We start from the raw sequence: 14,172 nt of genomic DNA, 5'->3' as shown, positions 1-14,172 counted from the left end.
CTATTGACAATCAGGTGGCCAGGTTCTTGCCGAGGAGGGGGAGTTTCGATCCCCTCCACAGCGACCGGATCATCGCCGGCTGGCCACCGAGTCGCTCCAGATGGCCGTTGATGACTCGATCCAGGTCGTGCACGTCTGTGGGCACGAAGTTGGCCATCAGGCCGTGCTTCAGGTGCCCCCAGATGAACTCCACCGGGTTGAGGTCCGGGGCGTAGGCCGGCAGCCGCCCCTGATGCAGGCGAGGATAGCGGGACAGGAACGCCCGGATCAGCGGGCCCTTGTGATTGCTCCCACCATCCCAGACCACGATGACCCGCCCCCGCAGGTGTCGCAGCAGGCCCCCCAGGAATGCCACGACTGCCGCCGCGTCGATGGAATGCGCCGGGTCGGTCCGCCAGTAGAGCCCCACCCGCCGCCGGACCGGGGCGACGCTGATGGCGGCGATCGTCGAGACCTTGTCGCGGTGCCGGCCGAACCCGGTGAGCACCGGCGTCCGCCCCACCGGGGCCCAGGTCCGGCGCACCGTGGGGTTGATGAAGAACCCGCTCTCGTCGATCAGGACGAGGTGGGCGTGCTCGTCCCGGGCTTTTTTTCCAGGCGCGGCCAGTCCTCGGCGGCCCAGCGGGCGATGGCCGGGTTGTCGCGTTCCACCGCCACCACCGCGGGCTTCTGCGGTGACTGGCCGCGTGCCGTCAGCCACGCGGCCAGGTCGTTGGAGTTGAAGCGGACGCCGTACCGCTTGGCGATCACCTCGGCCAGCCTCCGCGTCGTCCAGAGCCGGGTCTTGAAGCCGAGGGCCTCGGGGCTGGCGGCCAGCCAGGAGAGGACCACCGCCTCTTGGCGGCCCGATCGCTTCGGCTTGGGCCCCGGGTGGGGTTTGCCCGCCAGGCCGCCGTCGCCGGAGGCGCGATAGGCGGCCATCCACTTGCCGACGGCCTTGAGCGAGACGCCCAGGAACGCGGCGACATCCTTCTGCTTCCAGCCCTCGTTGACGCGGGTGACGGCCAGTCGGCGTCGGGCTTCCAGTTCGGCGGCGGATCCCCGGGGTTTCATCCCCGAATGCGACAGTCGATCCGACGGGCGTGACAAGTACCGGGCTACCTGAACATCAATAACACAAAAGAACTTGGGTTCTTTGATGAAATGACGGCAAGATGCAGCCAGGCGAGGCTCAAGGTGGTGATGGCGAGGAGGGCACAGAACGCCGACTGGGGGCTGCCCGACAGGCGTCCTAGCATGCCGAATGCCGGCGGCAGTACGAATCCGCCGAGGGCACCGATTGCACCGACTAGGCCGCCGACCACGCCGACCGAGTCGGGGTAATAGTTCGGGATGTACTTATAGACCGACGCTTTCCCGATCCCCATCGCGGCCGCGATGATGATCATGAGCGTTGTGAAGCCGGCGACGCCCAGAGTCAGGATTCGCGAGGGAAGGCAGATGGGAATCAGCGCGACGGTCATCGTCAGGAAGACGGCATAGGTGATGAGCCTCGGGCCGTATCGATCGGAGAGGTAGCCTCCCAGGGGGCGGAGCAGGCTAGCCGGGAAGATGTAGAGGGCGGTCAGAAGTGCGGCAGTCCGGAGATCGACGCCGTAGGTATTTTTGTAGTAGTTGGGCAACCAGGCCGAGAGGGCGACGTAGGCGCCAAACACGACGACGTAATAGAGGCCGAATCGCCAGACACGCATGAACCGTAGCGGCGCGAGCAACTCGACCAGCGACTTTCCCGCCGCCGGCATGCGGTCGGGGCTGGGGCAGATGGCCCAGACGAGCGCGGCCGTCGTCAGCAGGATCGCGGAGTAGATCGTGGGGATGAACCGCCAGCCGCCAGGGATCAGGCCGCCAAGATAGCCCGCGGCGGGCACCAGCGTCAGGATCGAGGGGACTAGGATGACCATCAGCTTAGTCCCCGAGGCACCAACATTCCCTGCGCCGAACATGCCGAGCGCGAACCCCTTCTGTCGATCCGGGAACCAGGCATTGTTCCACGAGATGCCGACGGTGAACGAGTTTCCCGCGAGGCCGAACAGGGCGGCGCAGAGGATTAATTGAGGATAACTCGACACCTGTCCAAGCATATAGGTCGCCACGGCGCAGAAAACCAGGAGGGCCGTCATGACGGTCCGGCCTCCGTACCTGTCGGCCCACAGGCCGAATGTCAGCCGAGGGAGCGCACCAGCTAGAATGGAGACCGCGAGGAGAATTTCATATCTCGACTCGACCGCCGTCTTGATCGCGGCCGGGTTGGCCCCGGATGGGGTCACACCGAGCATCAGCCCGACGTCTTTCTTGATCTCGAGCCCGAGGATGCCAAGCATGAGCCAGGCGGCGAACAGGGCAGTGAAGGCCCAAGTCGACGTCCAGAGGACGCGGAGCCGAGGGCCGGCGGGCTCGGCGCCGAGTGCGGTGCTGGGTGTCCGGGGGACTACGGCAGCCATGGTCACCTCATCGAAGAGTTACGGATTCGCGGGGGCTGCCTAGGCCAAGGCGGCGTCGGTCGGGGCATGCGTGCCGAGTAGCCTCGTGATCTGGACGCGACACGAGCCGCAGCCGGTCCCGGCGCGGGTGGAGTCGGAGACCTGCCCAACGGTCGTCTTCCCGCCACGGATTGAGGCCACGATGGTTGACTCGCGGACATGGTGGCAATTGCAGACTTCCGGGTCGGGGGCCGAGGAGTAGGATCCTCCCGAGCAGAGGACGTCGATCCGATTGGCAGGCAGCGGATCTCCCCGATCGAGCCATCGGGCGAGATCGGGTGAGGCGCCGGTCTCGCCGATCAGGACGGCACCGACCAGGCGATCGTGTCGGATGATGAGTTTCCGATAGGTCCCCGATCGCTCCTCAATGATCTGGATCACCTCATCGTCTTCCTCTGAGGGGCGGACAAGCCCCATGCTGGCGACGCCGACACCCGCGACTTTGAGTCGGGTGTACGGCTTCGAACCGAGATAGCGAGCGCCCGGGTCGGCCCCCGTGATCAAGTCAGCGAGGACGTCACACTGCTGCCAGATTGGCTCGACGATGCCATAGACCTGCCCGTCGTGCTCGGCGCACTCACCGACGGCGTAGACGCCTCGGGCCGAAGTGCCCAGGTGGTCATCGACGAGGATTCCCCGGCCGAGAGTCAGCCCGGAAGCCGCGGCGGAGTCGATCCTCGGGCGAATGCCGCAGGCGAGGACGAGGAGGTTGGCCGTCAGGGTTCGGCCATCGCCGAGCGTCACCCCCTCGACCTGCTCGGATCCAACAATGCCGATCTCTTTGACGCCCGGGATGACACCGATTCCGAGTTGCTCGATCGACTTTCTAAGGAAAAGTCCGCCGACCTCGTCAACCTGCTGGTCCATCAGCGTATCGGAACGTTGAATCACGGAAACCTGCATCCCGAGGTCGCTCAGCGACTTGGCGGCCTCGAGTCCGAGGAGGCCACCACCCAGGACGACCGCATGCTGACCGGCTCTGGCCCGATCGCGGATACGGTGCCCATCGTCGAGTGTGCGGAAGACGAGGACACCGGCCTTCGGACGACCATCTTCGCCGAGCAGGCCGACCAGCGGCGGGATGAATGCGCGACTGCCCGTGGCGAAGACCGCCCGGTCGTAGGGCTGAATCGTACCGTCGCTCGTGATCGCCACCTTCGCCACGGTGTCAAGTCGATCGATGAGGACTCCGCAGTGGAACGTGATCCCGTTCTCGGCGTACCAGTCGACGGGCTTCAACGTGATCTCGTCGACGGTTCCCCCACCGAGGAGCCGGCCGATCAAGATCCGGTTATAGAGCCCGTGTGGCTCTTCGCCGTAGACATGGATGTCGAATGCCTCGACCCCGCCGCGAGCCATCAGGCCATCGAGGAGCCGGCCGGTTGCCAGGCCGTTGCCGATGATGACAAGTTTCGGACGCATCAGGGCGCACTCCCTGCGGTGGGGGCAAGGTCCTCGTCGACGGCCGCGATCCGGACGGCGGCAAGCTTGAATTCGGGCATCCGGCTGATCGGGTCGAGGGCGGGGTTGATGAGCCGATTTGCCCCACCCGTCCCTCCCCAGTGGAACGGGCAGAAGAGCGTGTCGACTCGGATCTCGGGCGTAACCTCCGCCCGGAACTCGGCGCGGGCCCGGCGACTCTCCAGGACGACGAGCGAGCCGTCGGAGATCAGGTGACGACGGGCGGCAGTGGGGTGGATGTTCAGGATCGGCCGGGGACGGGCCTTCACGAGCGCGGCGACCAACCTGGTCTGAGTGCCCGAGTTGTAGTGTTCTTTATATCGCCCGGTCGTAAAGTAATAGGGATAGGCATCGTCGGGCTCCTCGCCGGCCGGGCGGTCGCCGACGGGGAAAAAGCGGGCGCGGCCATCGGGATGGGCGAATCGCTCGGTGAAGAGACGCGGAGTCCCCGGGTGGGCCTCGTCAGGGCAAGGCCAGAAGACCCCGTTCTCGCGGTCGATCCGCTCGTAGGTGATGCCGCTATAGTCGGCGGCGGAACCGGCCGTAGCGCGACGGAATTCGTCGAAGACCTCGCGGGTGCTGTGAAAATCGAACCTCGGACCCTGGCCTAGCCTCTCGGCAAGGCCGCAAATCAGCTCGATGTCGCCGACCACACCTGGAGGAGGGCGAGAAACCTTACGCCTGTGGATCACGCGTCCTTCTAGGTTCGTCATCGTCCCCTCTTCCTCCGCCCACTGGAGGACCGGGAGAACGACGTTGGCCATCGACGCGGTCTCGTTCAGGAACGAGTCGCAGACGGTGAGGTGGTCCAAAGAACGCAGTCGGCGCTCGACGCGCACCGAGTCGGGCGAGGCCACAACGACATTCGAGCCCATCACGAACAGGGCTCGGACTCCCCCGGCCCCCTGGCCGATCGAGTCGAGCATCTCGAAAGCGCTGAGGCCTTTACGCGGCAGATCGGCAGGGTCAATTCCCCAGACCCGGGCGACGGCCTCTCGATGAGCATCGATCTCGATCGACCGATAGCCGGGGAGTTGGTCGGCCTTCTGGCCATGCTCGCGACCTCCCTGGCCGTTTCCCTGGCCGGTCAGCGTCGCCCATCCGCTGCTGGGGCGGCCCGGCAGACCCAGCGCGAGAGCGAGGTTGATGAATGCGTTGGAGGTATCGACACCTTTGCTTTGCTGCTCGGGGCCGCGTCCGCTCAGGATCAAGGCCGACTTCGCCTGGCCGAGCCAGCGGACCACCTTGCGGAGGTCGCTCTCGGAGACCCCGGTTCGACGCTCGACGATTGCCGGATGGTAGCCGAGCGCGACGCGATATGCGGACTCGAAGCCATTTGTACGCGATTCGACATAATCGCGATCGACATAGCCCTCCTCAATCGCCAGGTAGAAGAGTCCATTCGCGAGCGCCAGGTCGGAGCCCGGAGTCGTCGCCAGGTGCAAGTCGGACTGGCGCGCGGTCGCCGTCCGCCTCGGGTCGCAGACGATGAGCCGTCCCCCGGCCTTTTTCTGGCGGTCGAACCACTGCATGATGGGCGGGAGGGTATCGGCCGGGTTGCTTCCTACGATGAGGATGACCTCGGCGCCGACGATGTCGGAGACCGGGAACGGCAATCCCCGGTCCAGCCCGAACGCGCGATTGCCCGCTGCCGCGGCGCTCGACATGCAATATCGACCGTTGTAGTCGATGTTCGCGGACTTCAACGCGACGCGAGCGAACTTTCCCAGGAGGTAGGCCTTCTCATTGCTCAGCGCCCCGGAACCGAAGACGCCGACGGCGTCCGGCCCGTAAATTTCGCGAGTCGAGCGGAACGCATCGGCCACGGCGTCGAGGGCGAGTTCCCAGGACGACGAGAGGAGCTGGCCGCGGGAACGAACCAGCGGAGACGTGAGCCTCTTGGGGTGGCGAAGGAGCGTCGTCGATGTCCAGCCCTTGATGCAGAGATCGCCGTTGTTCACGGGGAAATGGGGATCGCCCATGACGGATTCAGGGGAATCTGGAGTCCCCGTCCCGAAGAGCATCCCGCACTGGAGGGCACAATAAGGGCAATGCGACCGGGTGCTGAGATCGGCGACCGGCATGGCGGGGATCAGGCTCATAGGCGGTGGTCCCCCGAAGCTCGAGTCGAATTGACGCGACGTCAGATTAATATACGTCACGCTGATAGCGCCCGGCGTTCGTCAGGGCCTTGATGAAATCGCGCGAGGCCTCGGGGCTCATCTCTCCTTGCTCCTCGATCACCTCGCCGAGCGCGAAATCGACGTCGAGGGCCATCCGGCGGGCGTCGCCGCAGACGTAGATGTGGGCGCCGTCCCGAATCCAGGCCCACAGTTCGGCCGCAGCTTCCCGGATCCGGTGTTGGACGTAGATCTTCTCGGCCTGGTCACGCGAGAATGCTAGGTCGAGCCGCGTGAGCAATCCTCCCGCTTGATACGACTCCAGTTCGTCCCGGTACAGATAGTCGCAATCGCGACGCTGGTCGCCGAAGAAGAGCCAATTCTTGCCGCGGGCCCCCCCGGCGAGCCGGTCTTGGAGGAACGCTCGGAACGGTGCGACTCCGGTCCCCGGGCCGATCATGATCACCGGGGTGTCGGGGTCTGCGGGGAGCCTGAAATTCGGCGACGTATGGACGAAGATCCGTGCCTTCTGCCGGGGGCGAAGGGCCCTCGCCAAGAAATTCGAAGCCACCCCCCATCGCTCCCTCCCGCCCTGCTCATATCGGACGACTCCGACGGTCAGGTGGACCTCGTTCGGGGTGGCCTTGAGCGAGGAGGAGATCGAATATAGCCGGGGCTGGAGCGGGTCGAGCGCGGCGATCAAATCTTCCAGTGGAGGGCGAGCCGACGGGAATTGATCGAGCAAGTCGAGGACATCCCAGTTGGAAGGCACCCCCTCCGGATCATCCTCGACGAGGGTTCTCAACGTCTCCGACTCGGCCGGATTGTTGGCGTGCGACGCCATCAGCGAGGCGAGCCGGTCGCCCACCTTGGTAATCACGTAATGCGTCGAGAGAGCCTCGAATGCGTGTGCAAATCCGCCGTCGGGCGTTGGCACCCATTCGTCGCCTCGTGCATTCACTGCCGCGAGTACGGCATCGACCAGATCGGGATTGTTCTCGGGATACACCCCGAGGGCGTCTCCAGCCTCATAGCTCAGGCCACTCCCCTGGAGCGAGAACGCGACCAGGCGCACGTCTTTCGCGGACCCTTCACGATTCAGAGCCTCGCACTTCAAGAGCGGCGCGCGGAATGGATTTCTACGGTCGAAAGATCTGCCCGATCCGTTGGTCGAAGGGGTGGAAGCAGGGCCATTCAGCGATTTATTGGCGGCAGAATCGTGGCCGTTGCGATCGGAAACGGTGGACGACTTGAACTTCGAGGACAGCGCCCTGAGCGTCTTGGAGGTTTCGCGCCCGCCTGGCGTGCATTTGGTCAGGTCGGCCTCTTCGCCCGCAGTGATCGCCTCTGCGTAGGTCTGACAGACATAGCCGCACGCGCCGCAGTCGAGCTGGGCCATGGCGGCCATCAAAACCCGCTCGGGGGGCCTGCCCTCGGCGAGCTTGAGCCGATCCTGCAACGCTAAGCTCGAGTCGTGCCAGGGGAAGTCCTCGGTCTGCACAGGCGCAATTGCGACGGCCGTCGCGACGTTGGCCCCCCCGATGGGTGATGCCGAGGATTGGTCGAGATTGAAGACACCGGCGAAGAATCCGTTGAGCCAGGCCCGCTGTGAGGTCGTGAACGGGGCGCTCTCGGGCAGGATCGGGAATGTCATGATGTGTCAATCCGCCGCTTGTTCAGGTGTTGCCGACGCCGGCCGCCTGGGCCTCGAACCACGCCTTTAACTGCCCCGTCTCGTGTCGACGTACGAACGAGTCGAACGTCTCCTCGGCGGATTCCCTGCGATCCTGATATGTCCGCAACATTCGCTCGATGGCCTCGGGCACGCGATCGGCGGCGACCGATCGGAGAATCTCGCGGCCAATCCCTTGCTCCGCGCCATAACCTCCGCCGATGAAGATGTGATACCCTTCAACCACATCGTCGCCCTGCTCCACGGCGGTGCCCAGCAGCCCGATGTCGCCGATGTAATGCTGAGCGCAGGAATTCGGGCATCCAGTCAGGTGGACGTTGATCGGCTGGTCGAGACTGATCCTGGAGTCAAGCTCGTCGGAGATCTCCATCGCGTGACGCTTCGTGTCGGAGGCCGCGAACCGGCAGCCTGCACTCCCTGTGCACGCGACCAGGCCGCTGCGGATGCTACCGGCCTGCCAGTCGAGCCCCAACCCTTCGATCTCCCGTTTGACGGCCGGAATGTCGACTTCCGCGATGTCGGAAATCAGAAGATTCTGCCAGACCGTAAGCCGGATGGTCCCGCTCCCATAACGATCGGCGATGGCCGCCAGGCCGCGTGCTTGGTCGGTCAGCATCCGACCGACGCGGAGCAGCACGCCGACGTAATAGCGCCCCTCCTGACTCTGAGGGTGGAAACCGATGTGCCCGTGTTTATCGACCGGAGGCCTCGGATCGCAGTCGTCCAGCGACAGTCGCGAAAACTTGAAGGGAAGTCTCGACTCGACTTCCTGGACGAATTTTTCATGCCCCCAGCGGTCGAGGACATATTTCAGCCTGGCCTTCTTCCGGTCGGTCCGGTCCCCATTCTCGATATAGACCTGCAATGTTGCCGAGGCGACGGCGACGCACTGCTCGGGGCTCAGGACGATCCCTTCATCGACGGCAAGATCTTTGTGCCCGCTGATCCCACCGATCAAGAGTCGGAAATAGATCCCGGGTGGAACGGCCTTCCCGTCGCCGATCCGGACGGCGGAGAACCCCAGGTCGTTCGTGTCTTCGAGGGCACCAATGGCCCCACCGCCGTCGAACGCGATGTTGAATTTACGAGGGAGGCCGTAGAGCCCGCGATTATGGAGGATGTGGTGATGCATCTCGCGGGCGAGGGGACGAGTGTCGATGAGTTCGAACCGATCGATGCCGGCTGTCGGACTCCCGGTGACGTTCCGAATATTGTCGGCCCCGGACCCGCGGGTGATGATCCCGAGATCCTCAAGGGAGGTCACAACGCTCGGACCGTTAGACGCCTTGATCTGACGAATCTGGAGATTTGCCCGTGTCGTCGCGTCGACGTATCCACCCCCCCAATCGTCGGCGATCTTGGCGACACCACGGAGCTGATGGCTGGTCATCAGGCCGCCCGCGAGGCGGAGTCGGCACATGTAAGAATCTTGTGCCGGGGAGACGTAGAAAAGTCCGTGATATTTGAAGGCGAGGACGTCTTCCCCCTTCGGAAATCGACCCGCCTCTGCATGTTGGACGATGTCGTTCCAGCGATCGAGCGGGTGGTTCTCTCGCTTGGCCTGCTCTTGAGGAGTGATCGTTCCGCCATCGGCGAGGATGCGATCCTGGGCCGCGATGTGTCGCGCGTCAGGGCCTGGCAAAGGCGTCATATCGACGGGCTTGCACGATGACCCTTCGGATGCAACTCCGAGAGTCGCTCCGAAAGTGGCAAGGCCGCGGGCGGATCGGGCGAGTTCTGCCCCGGCGATCAATCCCTGAAGATATTGCTTCTGATCATCCCGAAAGTCGTTCATGTCCATAGATTCACATGGAGGAATGCGCGACGCCGTGGGGCGACCGGAAATCATGGACCAATCGGGGCGCAACGGGAGTTACCGCGATGGGGTGGCCCCAAATCTTCAGTTCGGCTGGAGTAAAGAGATTAAGTTCTTCCCTAGGGCAGCTTCCGTGCCACCGACCTGGAGCCGAATCCAAAATTGAACACAATGCATTATCGACAAAGGGCTTTCGTTGAAAACTCCGGAACCTGCAATTCACCCTCCGCCTATACGGCATGCACGGGATGCCAAAAAGACTAGCACCAAATGCTCCGTAGATAACCCCGGTTCGAACCTGACGATCATGATGTTGGAGTCTAACCGGCAATTGTAATTTGCCTTAGCTTGACCGATGTCGATCTCTCGTGCCTCTGCGGCTGGCTCGAGGGACGATCGAACGAATTCGCGCATCAGATCGGGAATTCTTCATGCAGAATCGACTCCGGACTTGGGGAAATAGTTCCTCGGCCCAGTGCCGAGCCGAGGGCGTCGGAGAAGGTGACGCCGGCCTTGTCCTGCTACTTCACGCCCACCGTTCGCTTCGATCCGGGCAGGGAGTGATAGAGCAACTCCACCACTGAGACGATTCAGGACAAGCATGGCGTAGCCCGTACCACCGTCTGAAGTCACCAACCCCGGTTCCTCCCCGTTTGGAATTGGGCACCGCATTTCTGGAAGGTGCAGTCGATGTGCCAGCGGCTGGCGTATCGGGTAACGATCTCGACCGGGGCGAGCAACAGATCGGTCGCGTAGAAAGACACGTCACTGTGCGCGACGTCGAGGACCCCTCGTCGCATGCCCGAGCCGAGGCCACTGCCTCGCGCGTCAGGGGCGATGCTCGTTCCTGACGCGGGGGCCTCCGTTGCCGCCGCAGTGAGTCGGCGGTTTTAATAGGTTGGCCTCGGGGTGGAGCTTGCTGAGTAGCGAGAGCCGGCCGCGGTGACGGTAGGCGAAGCTGGTGACCTCGTGGATGCCTTAGAGCGTGTCACGAACCTTAATGCTTTCTGAGACGTATTTTAGGGCATGATCACGCACCGCAAGCCCTATGACACCGACATCAGTGACGCCGAGTGGGTCTTCGTCGCACCCTACCTGACCCTCCTGCCCGAGCACTCCGGCCCGCGTCGCCACGACCTCCGCGAGGTCCTCAACGCACTCCGATGGATGATCCGCTCCGGCTCGCCCCGGAGGCTCATTCCTCACGACCTGCCCCCCTGGCACGCCGTCTACGACCAGGCCCGAAGGTGGCTGGACGTCGGCTGCTTCGAGGCCATCGTCCTCGACCTCCGAGTCTTGCTCCGCCTGGTCGGAGGGCGTGACGCCGACCCGGGCGCGGCCATCATCGACAGCCGTACCGTCCAGTCCACCCCCGAGAGCGGGGCGCGTGCCGGCTACGACGGCTACAAGCGTCGCAAGGGCTCGAAGGTGCACATGGCCGTCGACACGCTGGGGCACCTGCTGGCCCTGCACGTCACCCCCGCCTCGGAGCAGGACCGGGCGCAGGTCGGCGTCCTGTGCGAGGCGATGCACAAGGCCAACGGCGAGTCGGTCGAGTTGATCTACGCCGACCAGGTCTACACCGGCGAGGAGACCTTCGACGAGGCGGCCGGTCACAAGATCATCCTGGAAGTGGTCAAGCTGCCCGAGGCGAAGAAAGGGTTCGTGCTGCTGCCGCGTCGCTGGGTGGTGGAGCGTTCGTTCGGCTGGATGGCGAGATTCCGCCGGCTGGCACGCGACTACGAGCGGTTGGCGACGACGCTGGCGGGCTGGCACTGTGTGGCCTTCAGCTTGCTGATGCTCCACAGCGCGGCCCCCGTCTTTGCTGTATGGAGTCCGTAATAGGCTCTAGAGCGGTTTTCAGGTTGGTGTAGCGTGATAGCCGCAATGGGTGAAGTCGTTCCGACATTCCTCGGGCTTGATTTCGTCGATCAGTCGGCCATCAGCCGCCACAGTCCCTCGACCGTCCGCTCTCCGGCCTTCCGCAGCAGGGCCTTGAGCTTGGAGAACGCCAGCTCGATCGGGTTCGAATCCGGGCTGTACGGCGGCAGGTAGAGCAGGCGGGCCCCGGCCGCCTCGATCGCCTCGCGGACCCCGGCCCGCCTGTGCGATGAGAGGTTGTCCATCACCACCACGTCGCCGACGCTCAGCGTCGGCACCAGCTGCTGCTCGACGGAGGCCAGGAACGTCGCCCCGTCCATCGCCCCGTCGACGACCAGCGTGGTCGTCTTCCAATGCCCGTGCGGCGCCGCCACACCAGCCGCTTGCCCCGACGGCTCCGCCCGTGGCGGCGGGTCATGTTCGTGCTGGCCGAGGTCTCGTCCAGGAACACCCAGCTCTCGGCCGGGACGCCGGCGACCTCCGCCGGCCAGCCGTCGCGACGCCCCTTGACGTCGGGCCGGTCCTGCTCGGCGGCGCGGAGCGACTTCCTCTTGAAGGTCAGCCCCAGGTCGCGCACCAGGCGCCACAGCGTGGCGAGGCTCAGGGGCAAGCCGCGGCCGAGGCGAATCTCCCGCAGCGTGGCGTCGGGCGTCGCCTCGATCACCTCGGCGACCGGCCCGGCCTGCTCGGGCCTGCGCGGCAGCGGCCCATGACGCTGGGCCTTGGGCTCGATCGATCCGGTCTCGCGACGCCGTCGCTTCAGGCGGCGGACCCAGGTCGGGCAGACGCGGTCCTGCTGCGTGGACTTTCCCACGGATAGCGGGCGCCGGGTTAAGAGCATAAGCTCGAACCCAGGAGTCCCCCGATGGCGACGACACGACGAACCTTCACACCCGAGTTCAAGGCCCAGGCCGTCAAGCTCGTCAACGAGCAGGGCAAGAGCGTCGCCGAGGTCGCACGCGACCTCGACCTCTCCGAGAGCCTGCTGCGGGGCTGGAAGCGGGCCCCGGCCGAGGGCGGTGACCAGGCCTTCCCCGGCAAGGGGAACCCGCCCGCGCACGAGGAGGAGCTGCGTCGGCTGCGGGCCGAGGTCAAGCGGCTCACGATGGAGCGCGACATCTTGAAAAAAGCGACGGCCTTCTTCGCCAGGGAGTCGTCATGAGGTACGGCTTCGTCGAGCGCCACCGAGATCGATGGCCGGTCCGGCTGATGTGCCGGGTCCTGCGCGTCTCCGCCGGCGGCTACTACGACTGGCGGGGAAGGCCGGACAGCGAGCAGGCCCGGAGGCGCGAGGCCCTGGTCGTCTCGATCAAGGCGATCCACGGCGAAGTGAAGGCCCGCTACGGAAGCCCTCGAATTCACGCCGAGTTGATCGCACGGGGCGAGCCCTGCTGCGTGAACACCGTGGCCAAGCTGATGCGTCGGGAGGGGATCGCCGCCAGGACGAGGCGGAAGTTCCGCGTCACGACCGACTCCAACCACGACCGCCCCGTGGCCGAGAACGTCCTGAACCGCGAGTTCGAGCCGGGGGCCCCGGATCGGGCCTGGACGGCCGACATCACCTATGTGGCCACCGCCGAGGGGTGGCTCTACCTGGCGGCGGTGGAGGACCTCCACTCGCGGCGGATCGTGGGCTGGTCGATGTCCGAGCGGATCGACAGCCGGCTGGTCGTCGACGCCCTGGAGATGGCCTTGGCCGGCCGGCGGCCCGTCGCGGGGTTGGTGACCCATTCGGACCGGGGGAGCCAGTACGCCAGCGAGCACTACCGGGGGGTGCTGGCCAGGCACGGGATCACCGGCAGCATGAGCCGTCGGGCGAACTGCTGGGATAATGCGCCGATGGAGAGCTTCTTCGCGAGCCTGAAAAAGGAGCTGACTCAGGGCGAGAACTTCGCGACGAGGGCGGAGGCGAGGGCGAGCATCTTCGAGTACATCGAGGTCTTCTTCAATCGAGTCCGGCGGCATTCGTCGCTGGGCTACCTGTCACCCGCCGAGTACGAAAAAGCCTCATAAACCGTTAACCCGGCGCTCGCCATTCGTGGGGAAGTCCAGGGCGACCTGCTTGGCCGGCATGCCCACGTCGCAGTCGGCCAGGACGCGTTCCCTGAGATCCAGCCAATACGGCTTCACGCCGCGACTCCCGAGGGACGACTCGTCGCTCAGTCATACCCAATCGGGAGCCAGGGCGCTACACCAACCTGAAAACCGCTCTAGCCGGCGTCTCCTATGAAGGCGAACCGGCGGCGGATGCAGCGGATCAGACGGCACATGAGCTGGGCCGGCGTGTGGTGCGGTCGCCTGCGTCTGAGGTCTTCCTCCTCGGAGCGGTAGAGGTCGACCGGGACGGGAATCGCACAGGGCCGGGCGGCGAAAGTGATGCGGACGAAGTCGGCCAGGATGAACTTTTTGATCGAGTATTTCCAGTCGGTAAGGGCGTGCGAGAAGGGGACCGGATCGTGATGTCGTGCCTTTAGGTGATTTTCGGGAAGGCCGTCTATGGCGTCATCGCTGAACAGGATTAGCTGGCGGTCGGGGATCAGGTGCGTGGGAAGGAAGCCGGCCAGGAGCGTAGCGAAGCATCGGGCCGTAGGCCGGGTGTAGGGAGGGCGTGAGCGCCTCCGGAAGCGAGGCCGCCTCGTCGGATAGGATGGCCAACTGCCACCGCCGGCCGGTGGTCGTGAGAACTCGGTTCAACTCCACATGCGATCGGCCGAGCGTGCA

General features: G+C 64.9%; 12 protein-coding genes. 2 read left to right on the top strand and 10 right to left on the bottom strand.

Annotated elements, in window-relative coordinates; translation table 11 throughout:
* Positions 1 to 10 precede the first annotated feature (10 nt).
* Genes EP7_RS09560 through EP7_RS09530 form a run of 7 tightly spaced genes read right to left on the bottom strand, consistent with a single transcriptional unit; the run spans position 11 to position 9,549 of the window.
* A complete protein-coding gene (locus EP7_RS09560; protein ID WP_463527636.1) occupies positions 11 to 523 on the bottom strand; it encodes a transposase in 513 nt (170 codons plus the stop codon).
* Between the two features lie 32 nt (positions 524 to 555).
* Complete coding sequence (locus EP7_RS09555) at positions 556 to 1,053, bottom strand: helix-turn-helix domain-containing protein (RefSeq protein WP_463526469.1); 498 nt, start codon at positions 1,051 to 1,053, stop codon at positions 556 to 558.
* A gap of 44 nt (positions 1,054 to 1,097) precedes the next feature.
* Entirely contained in the window at positions 1,098 to 2,441 is a 1,344-nt protein-coding gene (locus EP7_RS09550) for an MFS transporter (protein ID WP_463527634.1), read from the bottom strand.
* 39 nt (positions 2,442 to 2,480) lie between these two features.
* Positions 2,481 to 3,902 carry an FAD-dependent oxidoreductase gene (locus tag EP7_RS09545; RefSeq protein WP_463527633.1) on the bottom strand — a complete coding sequence of 474 codons (1,422 nt, stop codon included), beginning with the start codon at positions 3,900 to 3,902 and terminating at the stop codon, positions 2,481 to 2,483.
* Positions 3,902 to 6,043, bottom strand: coding sequence for a molybdopterin oxidoreductase family protein (locus EP7_RS09540; RefSeq protein WP_463527632.1), 2,142 nt, complete (start codon positions 6,041 to 6,043; stop codon positions 3,902 to 3,904). Before EP7_RS09540 ends, EP7_RS09545 begins: the two co-directional genes overlap by 1 nt.
* Before the next feature lie 46 nt (positions 6,044 to 6,089).
* On the bottom strand, positions 6,090 to 7,715 hold the full coding sequence (locus tag EP7_RS09535) for a sulfite reductase subunit alpha (RefSeq protein ID WP_463527631.1): 1,626 nt from the start codon (positions 7,713 to 7,715) through the stop codon (positions 6,090 to 6,092).
* Positions 7,716 to 7,737: 22 nt separating this feature from the next.
* Positions 7,738 to 9,549: a NirA family protein gene (locus EP7_RS09530; RefSeq protein ID WP_463527630.1), complete on the bottom strand. Its 1,812-nt coding sequence runs from the start codon at positions 9,547 to 9,549 to the stop codon at positions 7,738 to 7,740.
* Positions 9,550 to 10,596: 1,047 nt separating this feature from the next.
* Between EP7_RS09530 and EP7_RS09525 the strand changes: the two genes are divergently transcribed.
* Entirely contained in the window at positions 10,597 to 11,412 is an 816-nt protein-coding gene (locus EP7_RS09525) for an IS5 family transposase (protein ID WP_463527628.1), read from the top strand.
* A gap of 89 nt (positions 11,413 to 11,501) precedes the next feature.
* Here the strand turns inward: EP7_RS09525 and EP7_RS09520 are convergent, their stop codons facing one another.
* The gene (locus EP7_RS09520; RefSeq protein ID WP_463527626.1) at positions 11,502 to 11,771 is read right to left on the bottom strand and encodes a transposase; all 270 of its coding nucleotides are present in this window, start codon (positions 11,769 to 11,771) and stop codon (positions 11,502 to 11,504) included.
* A complete protein-coding gene (locus tag EP7_RS09515) occupies positions 11,717 to 12,265 on the bottom strand; it encodes a transposase (protein WP_463527625.1) in 549 nt (182 codons plus the stop codon). Before EP7_RS09515 ends, EP7_RS09520 begins: the two co-directional genes overlap by 55 nt.
* Before the next feature lie 51 nt (positions 12,266 to 12,316).
* Between EP7_RS09515 and EP7_RS09510 the strand changes: the two genes are divergently transcribed.
* A protein-coding gene (locus EP7_RS09510; RefSeq protein WP_463527624.1) for an IS3 family transposase occupies positions 12,317 to 13,464 on the top strand; the annotation gives its coding sequence in 2 pieces (ribosomal slippage) (positions 12,317 to 12,587 and positions 12,587 to 13,464; 1,149 coding nt in all).
* Here EP7_RS09510 and EP7_RS09505 read toward each other — a convergent pair.
* Entirely contained in the window at positions 13,459 to 13,581 is a 123-nt protein-coding gene (locus tag EP7_RS09505) for a hypothetical protein (RefSeq protein ID WP_463527623.1), read from the bottom strand. The genes EP7_RS09510 and EP7_RS09505 overlap by 6 nt on opposite strands.
* Positions 13,582 to 14,172: the final 591 nt, after the last annotated feature.

The organism is Isosphaeraceae bacterium EP7 (assembly GCA_038400315.1).
GTDB lineage: Bacteria > Planctomycetota > Planctomycetia > Isosphaerales > Isosphaeraceae > EP7.
This window is presented reverse-complemented; position numbering and strand designations above follow the sequence as displayed.